This is a genomic window from Streptomyces sp. NBC_01016 (genome assembly GCF_026341035.1).
Classification (GTDB): domain Bacteria; phylum Actinomycetota; class Actinomycetes; order Streptomycetales; family Streptomycetaceae; genus Streptomyces.
In genome coordinates this window covers 1,484,386-1,500,199 of sequence record NZ_JAPEOQ010000001.1, presented here as the reverse complement: position 1 = coordinate 1,500,199, position 15,814 = coordinate 1,484,386, and the positions used below count along the sequence as shown (strand labels likewise).

Sequence of the window (15,814 nt, the reverse complement as noted above, 5' to 3'; positions counted from 1 at the left end):
GCACTCGACCCCTACGAGTGCAAGGTGCTCCCGCGCAGCGGGATCGTTGAGGGGTGGCGGTCGGGCGACGGGCGGGCGCAAGGCCGTACCACGAAAGCGCAGGCGGGACCCGTTCAGCACGAAGGGCCCGCCCCCCGGTTACCCGGGAGACGAGCCCTCCGCAACGTGCGACGTACAAGCTTGCAGTCTGACGCGCGCGTTCAGCCGGCGGCCACGCGGACCATGTCGGCCTGCGGCCCCTTCTGGCCCTGCGAGATCTCGAACTCGACCCGCTGACCCTCTTCGAGGGTGCGGTAGCCGTCCATCTGAATCGCGCTGTAGTGGACGAAAACATCCGCACCACCGTCGACCGCGATGAAGCCGTACCCCTTCTCCGCGTTGAACCACTTGACGGTGCCCTGAGCCATGCCTAACTCCCCTATTACTGGCCCTTGCGCAGGACCGCACTTCGCGGACCCGGGTCAGACCTCACGCCCCATGGGATATGGGGGTGTGCGCCGGAACGCGTCGACCGCGGCTGAATGTATCTGCCCAACTGCCGTCTGCAACAGGTCAGTCGGACGAGAATTCTGGGCACGCCAGATCGGGGAAACCGGGCCAACTCGCCGGATCCTTGGGCAAGTCGGGCCGTGTAAATGCCATAAAGGGCCCGAAAGGGCCGGACACTTTGGCTACTTCTTGTCGGGCTTCGGGCGAGAACTCATATGCGCCCGTCATGCACCGCTCAGCGAAACGCAGCAGCTTCCCCAACTGTACCGCGCTCAACCATGCAGAATTGCCCCCTCCGCTTCTCTTGCGGAGGGGGCAATTCAAGTAACTCTGCGTAAAACGGCGAAAGATCAGCCTCCGGCGACGGCCGGAATGATCGAGACGCCGGCGCCGTCCGGCGTCGCCGTCTGAAGGCCCTGCTCGAAGCGGACGTCGTCGTCGTTCACGTAGACGTTCACGAAGCGGCGCAGCTTGCCCTGGTCGTCGAGGACGCGGGCGGCGATGCCGGTGTGGTTCTTCTCGAGGTCGGAGATGACGTCGGCGAGGGTGGCGCCCTCGGCGGCGACCTCGGCCTTGCCGCCGGTGTAGGTGCGCAGGATGGTGGGGATGCGAACGTTGACGCTCATGCTGGTAACTCCTGTTGCTACAAGTTCGGTCGGGCTCAGAGGTCGGTGGCGAGGCCGGCCTCGCGGAACGCGTCCAGGTTGGGCCGGATCGTCGCGGTGGCCTGCGAGGACTCGGCGACCGCGTCCAGCGTCTTGAGACCGTCACCGGTGTTGAGGACCACCGTGGTCAGCGACGGGTCGATGAGGCCCGCCTCGATGAGCTTCTTGGTGACACCCAGCGTGACACCGCCCGCCGTCTCGGCGAAGATGCCCTCCGTCTGCGCGAGCAGCTTGATCGCGTCGACGACCTGCTCGTCGTTGACGTCCTCCACGGCGCCGCCGGTGCGGCGCGCGATGTCGAGGACGTACGGGCCGTCGGCCGGGTTGCCGATGGCGAGGGACTTGGCGATGGTGGTCGGCTTCTGCGGGCGGACCACGTCGTGGCCGCCCTTGTAGGCGACGGAGACCGGGGAGCAGCCCTCGGCCTGGGCGCCGAAGAGCTTGTAGGGCTTGTCCTCGACGAGCCCGAGCTTGATCAGCTCCTTCAGACCCTTGTCGATCTTCGTGAACTGCGAGCCGGACGCGATCGGGATGACCAGCTGGTCCGGGAGCTGCCAGCCGAGCTGCTCGCAGATCTCGTACGCGAGCGTCTTGGAGCCCTCGCCGTAGTACGGGCGGAGGTTCACGTTCACAAAGCCCCAGCCCTCGCCCAGCGGGTCGCCGATGAGCTCGGAGCAGAAGCGGTTCACGTCGTCGTAGTTGCCCTCGATGGCGACGAGGTCACCGCCGTAGACACCGGCCATGACGACCTTGCCCTGCTCCAGGTCGTGCGGGATGAACACGCAGGACCGGAAGCCGGCACGGGCGGCGGCGGCGCCGACGGCGCCGGCCAGGTTGCCGGTGGAGGAGCAGGAGAGGGTGGTGAAGCCGAAGGCGCGGGCGGCCTCGATGGCCTGCGCGACGACGCGGTCCTTGAAGGAGTGCGTCGGGTTGCCGGAGTCGTCCTTGACGAACAACTTGCCCTCGGCGACGCCCAGTTCACGGCCGAGGTTGTCGGCCTTGACGAGCTTGGTCCAGCCGGGGTTCAGGTTCGGCTTCTCGGCGACGTCGGCCGGGACGGGCAGCAGCGGGGCGTAGCGCCAGATGTTGGCGGGGCCGGACTCGATCTGCTTGCGGAGCGCCTCGGGGTCACCGACGGGAAGGTCGTATGCGACTTCGAGGGGACCGAAACACTCGGCGCAGGCGAAGACGGGGCCGAGCGGAACGACGGCGCCGCACTCGCGGCAGGAAAGTCCGGAGGCCGGGCCCAGATCGACGGAGTCCGTCGTGGCGGCGGTTTCGGTGGCGACAGTCTGTACAGCCATGAGAGGCGAGGCCCTTTCTCCTCATCTTCCTCGCGACGCATCTCGCCACGAGACGGATTTGGCACCTTCACTAGCCGGGAGCCTCGCGGGCGCACTGCGGTGTGCGGACGAGACCGGCTGGAGGGTTGCCGGGGCTTCAACGGGCCGTATCCCTCTGCCCCTCTGGATGAGCGGTATTCGATTGTGTGGATTCAGTTGTGTGTACGGCGGGCGACCCCCGACATGCGATGGTCACCGGCCTTGTTCAAGACTGTAACCGAAGGCCCGGACCCTTGAGATAGTCGTCCGATGCGCGAGATGGATCACATGTTGGTCCTGAGGGAAGGAACGCAGACCGTGCTGGAAGAGGTCGAGCGCTGGCTGAACAGGCGCTCCTGGTCCGTGGTCGACCATCCGCTGCACCGGTTGGTCGCCGCCAAGCAGGCCTCGGGTCAGACGGTGAGTGTCGTACTGCCCGCGCTGAACGAGGAGGAGACGGTCGGCGAGATCGTCTCCGAGATCCGGCGGACGCTGATGACGGACGCGGTGCCGCTCGTCGACGAACTCGTCGTGATCGACTCCGGCTCCACGGACCGCACCTCCGAGGTCGCGGCGGCGGCCGGCGCGCGCGTCGAGCACCGGGACACGATCCTGCCGCGGATCCCGGTCAGGTCCGGCAAGGGTGAGGTGCTGTGGCGCTCCCTGTTCGTCACTTCCGGTGACATCGTGTGCTTCGTCGACGCCGATCTGAAGGAGTTCTCCGCGGACTTCGTCTCCGGCATCGTCGGGCCGCTGCTCACCGAGCCGGGCGTGGACTTCGTGAAGGCGATGTACGACCGTCCGCTGGCCGGGGCCGCGGGGCAGGGCGGCCGGGTGACCGAGCTGATGGCGCGGCCGATCCTCAATCTGCACTGGCCCCAACTGGCCGGATTCGTCCAGCCGTTGGGCGGCGAGTACGCGGCCCGGCGCTCGCTGCTCGAACGGCTCCCGTTCCCCGTCGGATACGGCGTGGAGCTCGGCCTGCTCGTGGACGCGCTGCACACCGTGGGCCTGGACGCGCTCGCCCAGGTCGACGTCGGTGTGCGCAAGCACCGGCACCAGGACGGGCAGGCGCTCGGCCGGATGGCGGCGGCGATCTACCGCACGGCCCAGCTCCGCCTCGCGCGCGGGCACCTCGTCAGGCCGGTGCTCACGCAGTTCGAGCGCGGGGAGGACGGCTTCGAGCCGCGTACCCACGAGGTCGACACGGAGGAGCGGCCGCCGATGATCGAAATCGGTGAGTATGCGGAGCGTCGCGTCGCATAAGCGCCGCATAATCATATGTTTTGTCTAACTTGCCCTTTATGTGGCTCAGACAATTCAAGGGCAGGTTCAAGGGCAGGGCGGCGTGCGCCGTCACCGCCACCCTCGCCGCCTGCCTGACGGGCATGGCGGGCCTGGCGCCGATCCCCGCCTCCGCGGACGTGGTCTCCCCCTTCGCCAAGCGCTACGACGAATCGATCTACGGCGACTTCAAGACCATCGGCAACACGGTCATGGGCTGCCCGACGGACGACGCCACCATGGCCGGACGCTGCGCCGTCGCCGCGAACGGCGAGGGCAAGGACAACAACAACACGTTCGTCATGCAGCGGATCAACACCGCAGGGACGACCGACGGCTACGGCTCCAGCACCGGCCGGGTCACCGTCCCGCCCGGCGCCCAGGTCGCCTACGCCCGCCTCTTCTTCGGCGGCAACGACGGCACGTACAAGGGCCCGAGCGGCGCCCAGCTGAAGCGCTGCGACATCTCCGGCGCCAATGTGGTCCCCTCGCCCGGCGACCCGCTGGACGCGGTCCCCTCGGTCGGTGTGAACGGCACGGCCCCGACCAAGGTCTCCCCCGACGACCTGGTCCAGGACCCCGCCTCCACCAGCGGCCCGCACTACTACACGGGCGAGGCCGACGTCACGAGCCTGTTCAGCGGGGTCACCGGCACCGGCGCGCCGATCCCGGTCTCCGTCGGCGACATCTGGGCGCCCACCGGCAAGGGCTGCGTGGCCGGCTGGTCGATGACCGTCGTCTACAAGTACGACGGCCCCAACGACGCCTACGCGCCGGACCGCCGCAACGTCTACATCTACGGCGGCCACGTCCTGCAGCGCTCCACCTCCCCGGCCACCCGGGTCACCGTGGACGGCTTCTACCGGACCTCGGGCACCCCGCACGCGAGCGTCACCGCGTACGAGGGCGACTGGAACACGCCGGGCGACAGGTTCGCCGTCGGCGGCCGGAACATCCCCGAGGCGCACACCGGCAACACCAACAACTTCTTCATCTCCGAGGACGACGGCGCCCTCGACCCGAAGATGGTCAACAACCTGAGCATCGACGCGAAGGAGTTCGACGTCTCGGGCAGCGGCTCCACACGGGCCGTCGGGGACGAGCCGATCCCGGTCGGCTCGACCTCCACCACGCTCGACTTCTCCACCAAGGGCGACACCTACGTCCCCTCGGCGCTCGCCCTGTCCGTCCCGGTGCCCGACCTGGAGATCACCAAGACGGCGAGCCCGGCGAAGGTGGAGCCCGGCGACACGGTCACGTACACGGTGAAGGCGAAGAACGTCAGCCGACTGCCGTACCCCAACGCCAAGTTCACCGACGACCTCACCGAGAACCTCGACGACGCGACGTACAACAACGACGCCGAGGCGAGCATCGGGAACGTCGACTACACCGACCCGAAGATCAACTTCACCGGTGACATCCCGGCGGGCGAGACCGCGACCGTCACGTACTCCGTGAAGGTCAACGACCCGGTGAGCGGCGACGGGAAGCTCACGAACAGCGTCACCGCCGACTCCCCGCGCACCAACTGCGAGGAGGGCTCCACGGACGCGCAGTGCGGCATCGCGCCCGTCATCGAGCGGGAGGCGCCGTCACCGACGCCGACCAGCCCCTCGCCGACGCCGACCGAGCCGCCGGGCGAGCAGACGCCCGAGCCCTCGCCGACCCCGTCGACGGGCAGCCAGAGCCCGCAGGCCCGGCCCACCCCGCCGAATCCGCCGAATCCGCCGAGCGCCGGCGAGATGGCCGAGACCGGCACCGACTCGCTTCTGCCGCTGTACGGCGGGCTCGCCGTCACGCTGTGCGGGCTCGGCGCGCTGATCGTCGCCGCGGTGCGCAGCCGCAAGGAGTGACCTGACCGCAGGCGTCGTATACGGCCGGGCCCCCGACGGGGCCCGGCCTTACGTTTGAACGTTTCCGGGCCGGGCTAGCGTGCCCCTATGAGTTCCACGACGCATGGTGCTGCTGAGGTTCTCGTCGCGTCCAACCGCGGCCCGGTCTCGTACGTCCTCGACGACGCGGGAGGAATCGAGGCGAAGCGCGGCGGGGGCGGTCTGGTGTCGGCGCTGAGCGCCGTCGAGAACAAACTGTGGGTGTGCTCGGCGCTGAGCGAGGGCGACCGGGAGGCGGTGCGGCGCGGGGTCGCCGAGCCGGGAGTGCGGATGCTCGACATCGACGCCGAGGTGCACACGGACGCGTACAACGGGGTCGCGAACTCGGTGCTGTGGTTCGTGCACCACATGCTGTACCAGACGCCCCTGGAGCCCGCCTTCGGACCCGAGTTCCGCAGGCAGTGGGCGTCCTACGAGGCGTACAACCGGGCCTTCGCCGAGGCGCTCGCCGAGGACGCGGCGCCGGGCGCGACCGTGGTCGTGCAGGACTATCACCTGACGCTGGTTCCGGGGATGCTCCGCGAGCTCCGCGGCGACCTGCGGATCGGGCACTTCTCGCACACGCCCTGGGCGCCCGTCGACTACTTCCGGATGCTGCCCGACGACATCGCCGAGCGGGTGCTCAGGGGCATGCTCGGTGCCGACCGCTGTGCGTTCCTGACCCGGCGCTGGGCGGACGCCTTCACCAACTGCTGTACGCATCTCGTCGGCGGTACGTCCGGGACCCGGATCGGGGTGCACGGGCTCGGCGCGGACGCGGACTTCCTGCGCGAGCGGGCGCACAGGGACGACGTGGAGGAGCGGCTCGCGACGCTGCGCGCGCAGGTGGGCGAGGGCCGCAAGGTCGTCGTGCGGGTGGACCGCACGGAGCTGTCGAAGAACATCGTGCGCGGGCTCCAGGCGTACGAGCTGCTGCTTGAGGACCGGCCCGAATGGCGGGAGCGGGTCGTGCACGTTGCGTTCGCCTACCCGTCGCGGCAGGACCTGGCCGTGTACCGGGACTACACGGCCGAGGTGGCGCGGGTCGCCGAGGCCATCAACTCCCGCTTCGGTACGGAGGGTTGGACGCCGGTCGTGCTCCACGTGAAGGACGACTTCGCGCGCTCGCTGGCCGCGTACCGGCTCGCCGACGTGGCCCTCGTGAACCCGATCAGGGACGGGATGAACCTGGTCGCCAAGGAGGTGCCGGTCGTCTCCGACGACGGGTGCGTGCTGGTGCTCTCGCGGGAGGCGGGGGCGTACGAGGAGCTGGCCGAGGACGCCCTGACCGTCAACCCCTATGACGTGACCGGGACTTCACGGGCCCTCGCGGAGGCGCTCGCCATGCCACAGGACGAGCGCGAGGAACGCACGAAGCGACTCGCGGAGGCGGCGACGGCGCTGCCGCCGGGACAGTGGTTCCTGGACCAGCTAGAGGCGCTGCGCGAGGCCTGAGAAGAAGGCGGCCAACTCCCCGGGGCCCTCCACCAACAGGTCGGCCCTGTCGGCGAGTTCGGTCACCACCGTGTCCGCCGCCACCAAGAGCCCCGGCACCCCGTCGGAGCGCAGTTTCTCCACTGCCGCGAAGGCCGGGAGGTCGCCGAGGTCGTCGCCCGCGTAGAGGACGGACTCGGCGCCCACCTCCCGTACGTACTCGGTGAGCGCCACGCCCTTGTCGACGCCCGGCGGGCGCAGCTCCAGGACCATGCGGCCCGGCTCCACGATCAGGCCGTGCCGGGCGGCGAGTTCCGCCAGGGGTTCGCGGAGGGTGTCGAAGGCGGCCTGCGGGTCCTTTGCGCGGCGCGTGTGGATCGCGACGGCGCGGCCCTTCTCCTCGATGTACGTGTCGTGCCAGAGGTTCGACTCGGCCAGTACGCCGGGGAGTTCGGCCCGGACGGTGGCCACGCCGGGGTGCGGGGCGGGGGCGCTGACCGTGCCGGTGACGGCGTCCCAGCGTTCGGCGCCGTAGTGCCCGAGGACGACGAGGTGTTCGAGACCGGGGACGCCGGAGAAGCCTCCGTGGCGGACCGCGACGCTCGCCGGGCGGCCCGTGACGACCGCGATCGCGGCGACCTTCGGGGCGAGGGCGGCGAGGGCGGGGACCACGTCGGGGTGGGCGCGGGCCTGGTCGGGGTCCGGGACGATGGGGGCGAGGGTGCCGTCGAAGTCGATGGCGATCACCGCGCGGTGCGGGTGGGCAAGGATGGCGTCCAGGCCGTCGCGGCCGGCGGTTGTCCGGGGGGCGTGCTCATGGCTGGCCATGCCGTTGACGATAGCCGTATCACTCAAGCCCCTGCGGCGATTGAGCAGCGGGGTCCGGGGCAGAGCCCCGGGGCTAGCGCTCGCCGCGCCGCGCCTCTCGCACCCGCCGCAACCTGTTCACCGCCACCGGAGCGAACTCCAGGGCCCTGGGGTCGTCCAGGAGCGCGTTCAGGAGTTGGAAGTAGCGGACCGGCGCCAGGTCCAGTTCCTCACGGATCGCCCGCTCCTTGGCGCCCGGCGAGGACCAGCCACGGCCCTCGAACGTGAGCACCGCGCGTTCGCGCTCGCCGAGAGGACCCATGCCCGTCACGCTACTCCGCGGATTCCGCGGCCGCCGCGTCGTTCTGGATCGCGCCGAGGGTGCCCGCCGCGCTGCCCTGCGGCGTAACCGTGGAGCCGATCTGCTTCTTGATCTCGGCGCTGACCTCGGGCCAGGACGTCTTGTTGGCCGGGTAGTACGTGGCGCCCGCCAGCTCGTCGATGAACGGGCGCAGGGCCTTGTCCTTGGCCGAGGACGTCATCGCGTTCGACGCGGAGACCGTGACCGGCGCGACGGTGTACTTGCGGGAGAAGTCGAGGACGTTCTTCTTGTTGTACGCGTAGTCGAGGAACGCCCCGGTCTCCTTGGGGTGGCCGCCCTGCTTGAACGCCATCATCCAGTCGGTGACGCCCATCGTGGACCTGGGCGTGCCGTCGGGTCCCGGGATCGCCACGTCGCCGTAGTCGACGCCCTTCGCCTTGGCCATGTTCATCAGCGTGGGGTGGCCGGACAACATGCCGACCTGGCCCTTGGCGAAGGCCTGGAAGGCGGGCGTGCGGTTGAGCTCGCCGGGGGCGGTCGGGCCGGTGAGGCCCTTGGTGACCAGGTTGTTCTTGAGCCAGGACAGGGCCTCGACGTTCTTCTTGTCGTCGAGGGCGTAGCTGCCGACGTTGTCGGTGTAGCCGCCGCCGTTGCTGAGCATCCAGATCAGCGTCTCGGCCTGCGCCTCTTCCGTGCCGAGCGGCAGCGCGAAGGGGTAGCGCACGCCCCGCGCCTTGAGCGCCTTGGCGTCGGACACGAGGTCGGCCCAGGTCTTCGGCGGCGTGATGCCGGCCTGCGTGAAGAGCTTCTTGTTGTAGAAGAGGCGGCGCGTGGAGGCGGCGAACGGCATGCCGTACTGCGCGCCCTTGATCTCGCCCGCCTGGCTCATCTGGCCGACGAAATCGGCCTGGACCGGCACGGAGAGCAGCTTGTCGACGGAGTACAGCTTGTCCGCCGCGGCGTAGTCGGCGTACGCGCCGATCTGCGCCATGTCGGGCGCGTGGCCCGCGGCGACCATGTCCTTGACCTTCTTGTCGACGACGTCCCAGGAGTAGACGTCGACGTCGACCTTGATGCCCGGGTGCTGCTTCTCGAAGCCGGCGGCGACGTCGTCCCAGTACTTCTGGGAGCCGTTGGCCTCGGAGTCGCCGTAGTCGGCCGCGACCAGCTTCAGCGTGACGGCGTCGGAGTCACCGCTCCCACAGGCGGTGAGCAGCGACGACGCGGCCACCACCCCGAGCGCGGCCGCCACGGTCAGAGCCGTCCTCCCCTTGCGCACTGCCGCACTCCAACTTTGTCCCTCGTGCCACAGGCCTGTCCCATGGTCCCACGGAAGGTCTACACCACATGGGTGTCGGAGCGGAAACGAGGGGGGACTGGACTAGACCTCTCAAGGGTGGACGCGCGAGACTGTCCCCCGTGAAACATGTCATCGCCCTGGACGTGGGCGGCACCGGGATGAAGGCCGCCCTGGTCGGGGCCGACGGCAATCTGCTGCACCAGGCGCGCCGGGCGACCCAGCGCGAGCGCGGCGCCGACGCGGTCGTGGAGTCGATCCTCGACTTCGCCGCCGAACTGCGCGCGTACGGCGAGCGGCACCTCGGCGAGCCCGCGAGCGCCGCCGGGGTCGCGGTGCCCGGCGTCGTGGACGAGAAGGACGGCATCGCCCTCTTCGCGGCCAACCTCGGCTGGCGCGACGTCCCCATGCGGGCCCTGCTCAGCGAGCGGCTCGGCGGCATCCCCGTGGCGCTCGGCCACGACGTGCGCACCGGCGGGCTCGGCGAGGGGCGGCTCGGGGCCGGCAAGGACGCCGACCGGTTCCTCTTCATGCCGCTGGGGACCGGGATAGCCGGCGCCATCGGCATCGACGGGCGCATCGAGCCCGGCGCGCACGGCTCCGCCGGCGAGATCGGCCATGTGGTCGTCCGCCCCGGCGGTGTGGCCTGCGGCTGCGGTCAGCGCGGCTGCCTGGAGCGGTACGCCTCCGCGTCCGCGGTCACCCTGGCCTGGCAGGAGGCGAGCGGCGACGAGAAGGCGACCGCGGCGGACTGCGCGAAGGCCGTCGACGCGGGCGACCCGAAGGCGGTCCAGGTCTGGCAGGACGCGGTGGCCGCGCTCGCCGACGGACTGGTGCTCGCGCTCACTCTGCTGGACCCCCGCACGCTCATCATCGGTGGCGGGCTCGCCGAGGCCGGGGAAACCTTGTTCACACCCCTGCGTGCGGCCGTCGGGGAGCGCGTCACCTTCCAGGCGCTCCCCACGATCGTCCCGGCCGTCCTCGGGGACAGCGCCGGATGCCTGGGCGCGGGCCTGCTCGCCTGGGACCTGCTCGACCGCCAAAAGCCCCAACACACCGCAGCCACTGGATCCTCGGAGGTAACCGCCTGATGGCCACAGCAAAGGTGCTCGCCGGCGCCAAGGTGGTTCTGCCCACCGGGACCGTCACCGACGGACGCGTCATCGTCGACGGCACGAAGATCGCCGGGGCTGCCCCCGACGGCGCCGAGACCGTCGACCTGACAGGCCACTGGGTGGTGCCCGGCTTCGTCGACATGCACAACCACGGCGGCGGCGGCGCGTCCTTCACCTCCGGCGCGATCGACGAGATCCTCACGGGGGTGCGCACGCACCAGCAGCACGGCACGACCACGATCGTCGCGTCCTTCGTCACCGGCGACATGGACTTCCTCGTGCAGCGCGCGGGGCTGCTCTCCGAGCTGGCCGAGCACGGCGAGATCGCGGGCATCCACTTCGAGGGCCCGTTCATCTCGCCGTGCCGCAAGGGCGCCCACGACGAGACGCTGCTGCGCGACCCCGACCCGGCCGAGGTCCGCAAGCTGATCGACGCCGCCCGCGGCCAGGCCAAGATGGTCACTCTCGCCACCGAACTGCCCGGCGGCATCGACTCCGTGCGCCTCCTCGCCGAGCACGGCGTGATCGCCGCGATCGGGCACACCGACGCGTCGTACGAGCAGACGGCCGCGGCCATCGACGCGGGCGCCACGGTCGCCACGCACCTGTTCAACGCGATGCCGCCCCTCGGCCACCGCGACCCGGGGCCGATCGCGGCGCTCCTGGAGGACGACCGGATCACCGTCGAGCTGATCAACGACGGCACGCATCTGCACCCGGCCGCCCTGGAGCTGGCGTTCCATCACAAGGGCGCGGAGAAGGTCGCGTTCATCACCGACGCGATGGACGCCGCCGGGTTCGGCGACGGGCGCTACATGCTCGGCCCGCTGGAGGTCGAGGTGAAGGACAGCGTGGCGCGGCTCGTGGAGGGCGGCTCCATCGCGGGCTCGACGCTGACCCTCGACCGGGCGTTCAAGCGTGCCGTGACGATCGACAAACTGCCCGTCGAGGACGTCGTCCGGGCCATCTCCGCGAACCCGGCCCAACTCCTTGGCATGTACGACAAGGTGGGCTCGCTGGAGCCCGGCAAGGACGCCGATCTCGTGGTCCTGGACGCGGAGTTCGAGGTCAAGGGCGTGCTGCGCAAGGGCGAGTGGCTGATCCGTCCGTAACTTACGGCTCGTACAAGGCGGTTGACCCGAGGTCTGGGCCAACCGCCTTGACTTTGGCATGATCAGGCCCCGTTACTGAAAGTACGTAAGGGGGGTGGGGTCCTGTGATCCTCACGGTCACGCTGAACACCGCGCTCGACATCACGTACGGGGTGCGGTCCCTGCGGCCGCACGCCACGCACCGCGTCACCGAGGTCACCGAGCGGCCCGGCGGCAAGGGTCTGAACGTGGCGCGGGTGCTCGCCGCGCTCGGTCACGAGGTGGCCGTGACGGGATTCGTGGGCGGCGCGACGGGCCGCACGCTCCAGGAGCAGCTGCTCGGCACGCCGGGCGTCGCGGACGCGCTGGTGCCCGTCTCCGGCGCGACCCGCCGCACGATCGCCGTCGCCGACGCGTCGACCGGCGACACGACACAGCTCAACGAGCCGGGTCCGACCATCACGCCCGCCGAGTGGACGGCCTTCCAGGAGGCGTACGCGGATCTGCTGCGCTCCGCCTCCGCGGTGGCCCTGTGCGGCAGCCTGCCGCCGGGCGTCCCGGTCGGCGCCTACGCGACGCTCGTACGGGCCGCGCGGGCCGCCTCGGTGCCCGTACTCCTCGACACCAGCGGCGAACCGCTGCGCCGCGGCGTCGCGGCGCGCCCCGACCTGGTGAAGCCGAACGCGGACGAGCTGGCCGAACTCACCGGCTCCCACGAGCCGTTGCAGGCCATGAAGGGCGCGCGGCGGCGCGGGGCGCACGCGGTGGTCGCCTCGCTCGGGGCGGACGGCCTGTGCGCCCTCACGGCGGACGGCGAGTGGCGCGCCCCGGCCCCCGGCCGCCTCCGCGGCAACCCCACGGGCGCCGGCGACTCGGCGGTCGCGGGCCTGCTCTCCGGCCACGTCGACCACTTGCCGTGGCCCCAGCGCCTGGCCCGCGCGGTGGCACTGTCCGCTGCGACGGTGGTGTCACCCGTGGCGGGCGAATTCGACACGGCGACGTACGAGGACCTGGTGGGCCGGGTCACGGTCGCCGAACACGTCGGGGCGGCCTGACTCCGTCAAGCTCGCTCAAGCCCCTGCGGCGATCGACTCAGCTCTGGGTGAGCCACATCCGGTCGAAGTTGGCGTCGCACTTGTTGCCCTGGTCACAGGAGACCGTGATCGCGTTGGTCCCCTTGGTGAGCTGGACGATGGCCCACGTGTTCGTCCAGCCCTTCTCCCAGTCGCCTTCCTTGGCGCCTGCGAAGTTCTTCATGTTCAGCGGGCGGGACTGCTTCGTGCCGTTCACGTCGATCGTGGCGTCGGAGTCCTTGCCGGGCACCCCGTAGTCGACGTACAGCTTGTACGCGCCGTCCTTCGGGATGTCGTTGACGGTCCAGGTCAGGCTCGCGCCCACCTTGTTGAACCCGGCGACGTACACCCCGCCGTCGGCCTTCGCGCCCTGCACGTCGGACGCTGTGGCGGTGCCGCCGGCCAGCTTCAGGGTCTTCGCGTCGGTCTTCGGCAGGTCGACCGGCTTGGCGGACGCCGACTTCGACGGCTTCTCGCTCGGCTGTACCGACTGCGAGCCGCCGGACCCCTTGTTGCCGGCCTCGCTGCCCTCGTCGCCCGAGTCGTTGCTGAGCATGGCGACGCCGATGCCGATGACGACGGCCGCGACCACGGCGACCGCGCCGATCAGGAGCGCCTTGGTGTTGGGGCCGCCACCCCGGCCGCCACCGCGCATCGGCGCCGTCGGCGGGCCCGGCTGGCTGGGAACGCCGCCGCCGGGCATCGTCTCGGGAGCCTGGTAGTGCGCGTTCGGCTGCTGGTACGACTGGGTCGGCTGGGTCTGCCCGTACTGGCGCTCACCGACCGTACGGATCTGATTGGCCCGGTAGGAGGACCGCGGGTTCGGGTAGCCGTAGCCACCGCCCGCGCCCTCGGGCGGGGTCGCCCCGGCCGCCTGCCCGTCGGCGTACAGATAGCCGAACGGATCGTCGTCCTCGGGCGTGGTGCTCCCGCTGTTGTTGCCGGGCGCCATCCCAGATCACTCCCTACACGTTGCTTACCTCGGCGAGGGTACCCGCTACGAGCGACCCCACGGCGTGGCCCAGGCCTCACCGGGATTGCGGAACCGCGCCCAATGTAGGGGCTATCCGGCCCGCCTGTGCTGCTTACTACGTGATCTTTTCTCTACGTACATGCGCTGGTCAGCGGATTGCAGCACTTCCTCTGCCGTCATACCGCAGTGGGCCCAGCCGATACCGAAACTGGCCCCTACCCGCACCGCCCTGCCGTCTACCCGAATCGGCGGAATGATGGCGTTCCGCAACCTGACGGCGAGGTCCTGGGCGTCCTCGCGACCGAGCCCGTCGGCGAGCACCACGAACTCGTCACCGCCGAGCCGGGCGACCGTGTCCCCGTCCCGTACGACGCTGGTCAGCCGGCGGGCGACCTCGATGAGGACGGCGTCGCCCGCGTTGTGCCCGAACCTGTCGTTGATCGACTTGAAGCCGTCGAGGTCGCAGAAGAGGACGGCGAGGCCCTTCGTGCCGTTGTCGGCGCCGGAGGCCGCGTCGGGCTCGGGCGCGGCGACGTGCACATGGTGGTCGAAGCCGTCGAACCCCTCGTACAGGTTCGACTGGTGCGGGACGGGCGCCCCGAAGTCGAAGCCGATCCCGCTCGCGTCGGCGCCGCGGTGGTCGCCGTAGGCCGCGTCGAGGGAGTCGATGGCGCTGGGCCCGGGCTCGTACGGGCGACGGCAGAGGCGGGCGGAGAGGCGGGCGCGCAGCTCCGCCGAGTTCGGCAGGCCGGTGAGCGAGTCGTGCGAGGCGCGGTGGGCGAGGTGCAGCTCTCGGCGCTTGCGCTCCTCGATGTCCTCGACGTGGGTGAGCAGGAAGCGCGGCCCGTCGGCGGCGTCGGCGACCACCGAGTTGCGCAGGGACACCCAGACGTATGTGCCGTCGCGGCGGGCGAGGCGCAGCTCGGCGCGGCCGCCCTCGGCGGAGGTGCGCAGCAGGGTGCCGATGTCCTCGGGGTGCACGAGGTCGGAGAACGAGTAGCGGCGCATGGCCGATGCCGGGCGGCCGAGGAGACGGCACAGCGCGTCGTTCGTCCGCAGGATCCGGCCGTGCTGGTCGCCGCCCATCTCGGCGATCGCCATCCCGGAGGGCGCGTACTCGAAGGCCTGGCGGAAGCTTTCCTCACTGGCCCGCAGCGCCTGCTGCTCGCGCTCCAGGCGGACCAGGGCGCGCTGCATGTTGGACCGAAGGCGTGCGTTGCTGATCGCGATGGCGGCCTGGAAGGCGTACATCTGCAGGGCCTCGCGGCCCCAGGCGCCGGGGATGCGGCCGCCGCGCGGGCGGTCGACGGAGATCACGCCGACGAGTTCGCCGCCGGAGGAGCCCGTCGCGTACATGGGGGCGAAGAGCCGGTCGGCGGGGTGCCACTCGTCCTCGAAGCGGGGCGGCGGTCCGGCGGTGAACCACTGCGGCACGTCGTCCTCGTCGAGGACCCAGCCCTCGGTGTGCGGTATGAAGCGCAGCTCGCCCCACTGCTCACCCATGGCGAGGCGGCGGTCCCAGCCGGCGCGGGAGCCCACGCGTCCGGTGATCAGGGCCTCGGCCGCGGAGTTTCCCGCGAAGGCGGCGACGACCAGATCACCGTCGGGACGGACGAGATTGACGCACGCCAGTTCGTAGCCGAGCCCGTTCACGACCCCGTCCGCGACGGTCTGCAGGGTGTCGGCGAGACTGCGGGCCGTGTTCATGTCCGCCATCACCTGGTGCAGCTGACGCAGGGTCGCAAGACGGACGTACGGCTCCGACTCGGTCTCCATGCTCAGTTTCTCCCCGAGACCTCGACAGCACTCCAGAATTCGGATCGGTTCGCTTCGCACGTGCAGCGGCACGTTCATCAGCAGTGTCACCGCCACTGAATCACAGCGAGCTGTGCACCCGGTACACAGGGTCAACAAATTATGGCTCCTGTGACTCAAGTCACAGCAGGAGATGAAGGGTTGGGGCACCTCACCGGGTGGGTTCTGTATGTTTCCTGAACACGAACCGCGCCCATGGTCCTAGGACCGGCCTCGGCCATCGGCCCGATGCGGGGCGCGTGACGCCGGGGCT

General features: G+C 70.4%; 14 protein-coding genes and 1 riboswitch. Of the genes, 6 read left to right on the top strand and 8 right to left on the bottom strand.

Annotation, left to right across the window (positions count from 1 at the left end):
* Nucleotides 1–200 precede the first annotated feature (200 nt).
* The 3 genes from OG746_RS07105 to thrC form a co-directional block, all read right to left on the bottom strand.
* Complete coding sequence (locus OG746_RS07105; protein WP_030576453.1) at nucleotides 201–407, bottom strand: cold-shock protein; 207 nt, start codon at nucleotides 405–407, stop codon at nucleotides 201–203.
* A gap of 432 nt (nucleotides 408–839) precedes the next feature.
* The gene (locus OG746_RS07100; protein ID WP_266712586.1) at nucleotides 840–1,115 is read right to left on the bottom strand and encodes a ubiquitin-like small modifier protein 1; all 276 of its coding nucleotides are present in this window, start codon (nucleotides 1,113–1,115) and stop codon (nucleotides 840–842) included.
* A 35-nt stretch (nucleotides 1,116–1,150) separates the two neighbouring features.
* A complete protein-coding gene (gene thrC, locus OG746_RS07095) occupies nucleotides 1,151–2,458 on the bottom strand; it encodes a threonine synthase (RefSeq protein WP_266712585.1) in 1,308 nt (435 codons plus the stop codon).
* An 18-nt stretch (nucleotides 2,459–2,476) separates the two neighbouring features.
* Nucleotides 2,477–2,631, bottom strand: a riboswitch (SAM riboswitch).
* 163 nt (nucleotides 2,632–2,794) lie between these two features.
* Between thrC and OG746_RS07090 the strand changes: the two genes are divergently transcribed.
* From OG746_RS07090 to OG746_RS07080, 3 genes are all read left to right on the top strand, one after another.
* Nucleotides 2,795–3,742, top strand: coding sequence for a glucosyl-3-phosphoglycerate synthase (locus OG746_RS07090; RefSeq protein WP_266718755.1), 948 nt, complete (start codon nucleotides 2,795–2,797; stop codon nucleotides 3,740–3,742).
* Nucleotides 3,743–3,780: 38 nt separating this feature from the next.
* Nucleotides 3,781–5,616 (top strand): DUF7927 domain-containing protein, encoded by a 1,836-nt coding sequence (locus OG746_RS07085; protein WP_266712584.1) that lies wholly within the window; start codon nucleotides 3,781–3,783, stop codon nucleotides 5,614–5,616.
* A gap of 87 nt (nucleotides 5,617–5,703) precedes the next feature.
* Nucleotides 5,704–7,089, top strand: coding sequence for an alpha,alpha-trehalose-phosphate synthase (UDP-forming) (locus OG746_RS07080; protein WP_266712583.1), 1,386 nt, complete (start codon nucleotides 5,704–5,706; stop codon nucleotides 7,087–7,089).
* Here OG746_RS07080 and otsB read toward each other — a convergent pair.
* The 3 genes from otsB to OG746_RS07065 form a co-directional block, all read right to left on the bottom strand.
* Nucleotides 7,066–7,896: a trehalose-phosphatase gene (gene otsB / locus OG746_RS07075; RefSeq protein ID WP_266712582.1), complete on the bottom strand. Its 831-nt coding sequence runs from the start codon at nucleotides 7,894–7,896 to the stop codon at nucleotides 7,066–7,068. The genes OG746_RS07080 and otsB overlap by 24 nt on opposite strands.
* 73 nt (nucleotides 7,897–7,969) lie before the next feature.
* Complete coding sequence (locus OG746_RS07070; RefSeq protein WP_266712581.1) at nucleotides 7,970–8,197, bottom strand: DUF3263 domain-containing protein; 228 nt, start codon at nucleotides 8,195–8,197, stop codon at nucleotides 7,970–7,972.
* A gap of 10 nt (nucleotides 8,198–8,207) precedes the next feature.
* Nucleotides 8,208–9,476: an ABC transporter substrate-binding protein gene (locus OG746_RS07065; RefSeq protein WP_266712580.1), complete on the bottom strand. Its 1,269-nt coding sequence runs from the start codon at nucleotides 9,474–9,476 to the stop codon at nucleotides 8,208–8,210.
* A 140-nt stretch (nucleotides 9,477–9,616) separates the two neighbouring features.
* On the opposite strand from OG746_RS07065, the gene OG746_RS07060 reads away from it, so the two are divergent.
* The 3 genes from OG746_RS07060 to OG746_RS07050 all read left to right on the top strand — a co-directional run bounded on the left by OG746_RS07060 (nucleotide 9,617) and on the right by OG746_RS07050 (nucleotide 12,755).
* Nucleotides 9,617–10,585, top strand: coding sequence for an ROK family protein (locus OG746_RS07060; RefSeq protein WP_266712579.1), 969 nt, complete (start codon nucleotides 9,617–9,619; stop codon nucleotides 10,583–10,585).
* On the top strand, nucleotides 10,585–11,721 hold the full coding sequence (nagA, locus tag OG746_RS07055; protein WP_266712578.1) for an N-acetylglucosamine-6-phosphate deacetylase: 1,137 nt from the start codon (nucleotides 10,585–10,587) through the stop codon (nucleotides 11,719–11,721). Before OG746_RS07060 ends, nagA begins: the two co-directional genes overlap by 1 nt.
* A 104-nt stretch (nucleotides 11,722–11,825) precedes the next feature.
* On the top strand, nucleotides 11,826–12,755 hold the full coding sequence (locus OG746_RS07050) for a 1-phosphofructokinase family hexose kinase (protein ID WP_266712577.1): 930 nt from the start codon (nucleotides 11,826–11,828) through the stop codon (nucleotides 12,753–12,755).
* Between the two features lie 37 nt (nucleotides 12,756–12,792).
* Here the strand turns inward: OG746_RS07050 and OG746_RS07045 are convergent, their stop codons facing one another.
* Complete coding sequence (locus OG746_RS07045) at nucleotides 12,793–13,725, bottom strand: carbohydrate-binding protein (RefSeq protein ID WP_266712576.1); 933 nt, start codon at nucleotides 13,723–13,725, stop codon at nucleotides 12,793–12,795.
* Nucleotides 13,726–13,836: 111 nt separating this feature from the next.
* On the bottom strand, nucleotides 13,837–15,522 hold the full coding sequence (gene cdgB, locus OG746_RS07040) for a diguanylate cyclase CdgB (RefSeq protein ID WP_266712575.1): 1,686 nt from the start codon (nucleotides 15,520–15,522) through the stop codon (nucleotides 13,837–13,839).
* Nucleotides 15,523–15,814 lie beyond the last annotated feature (292 nt).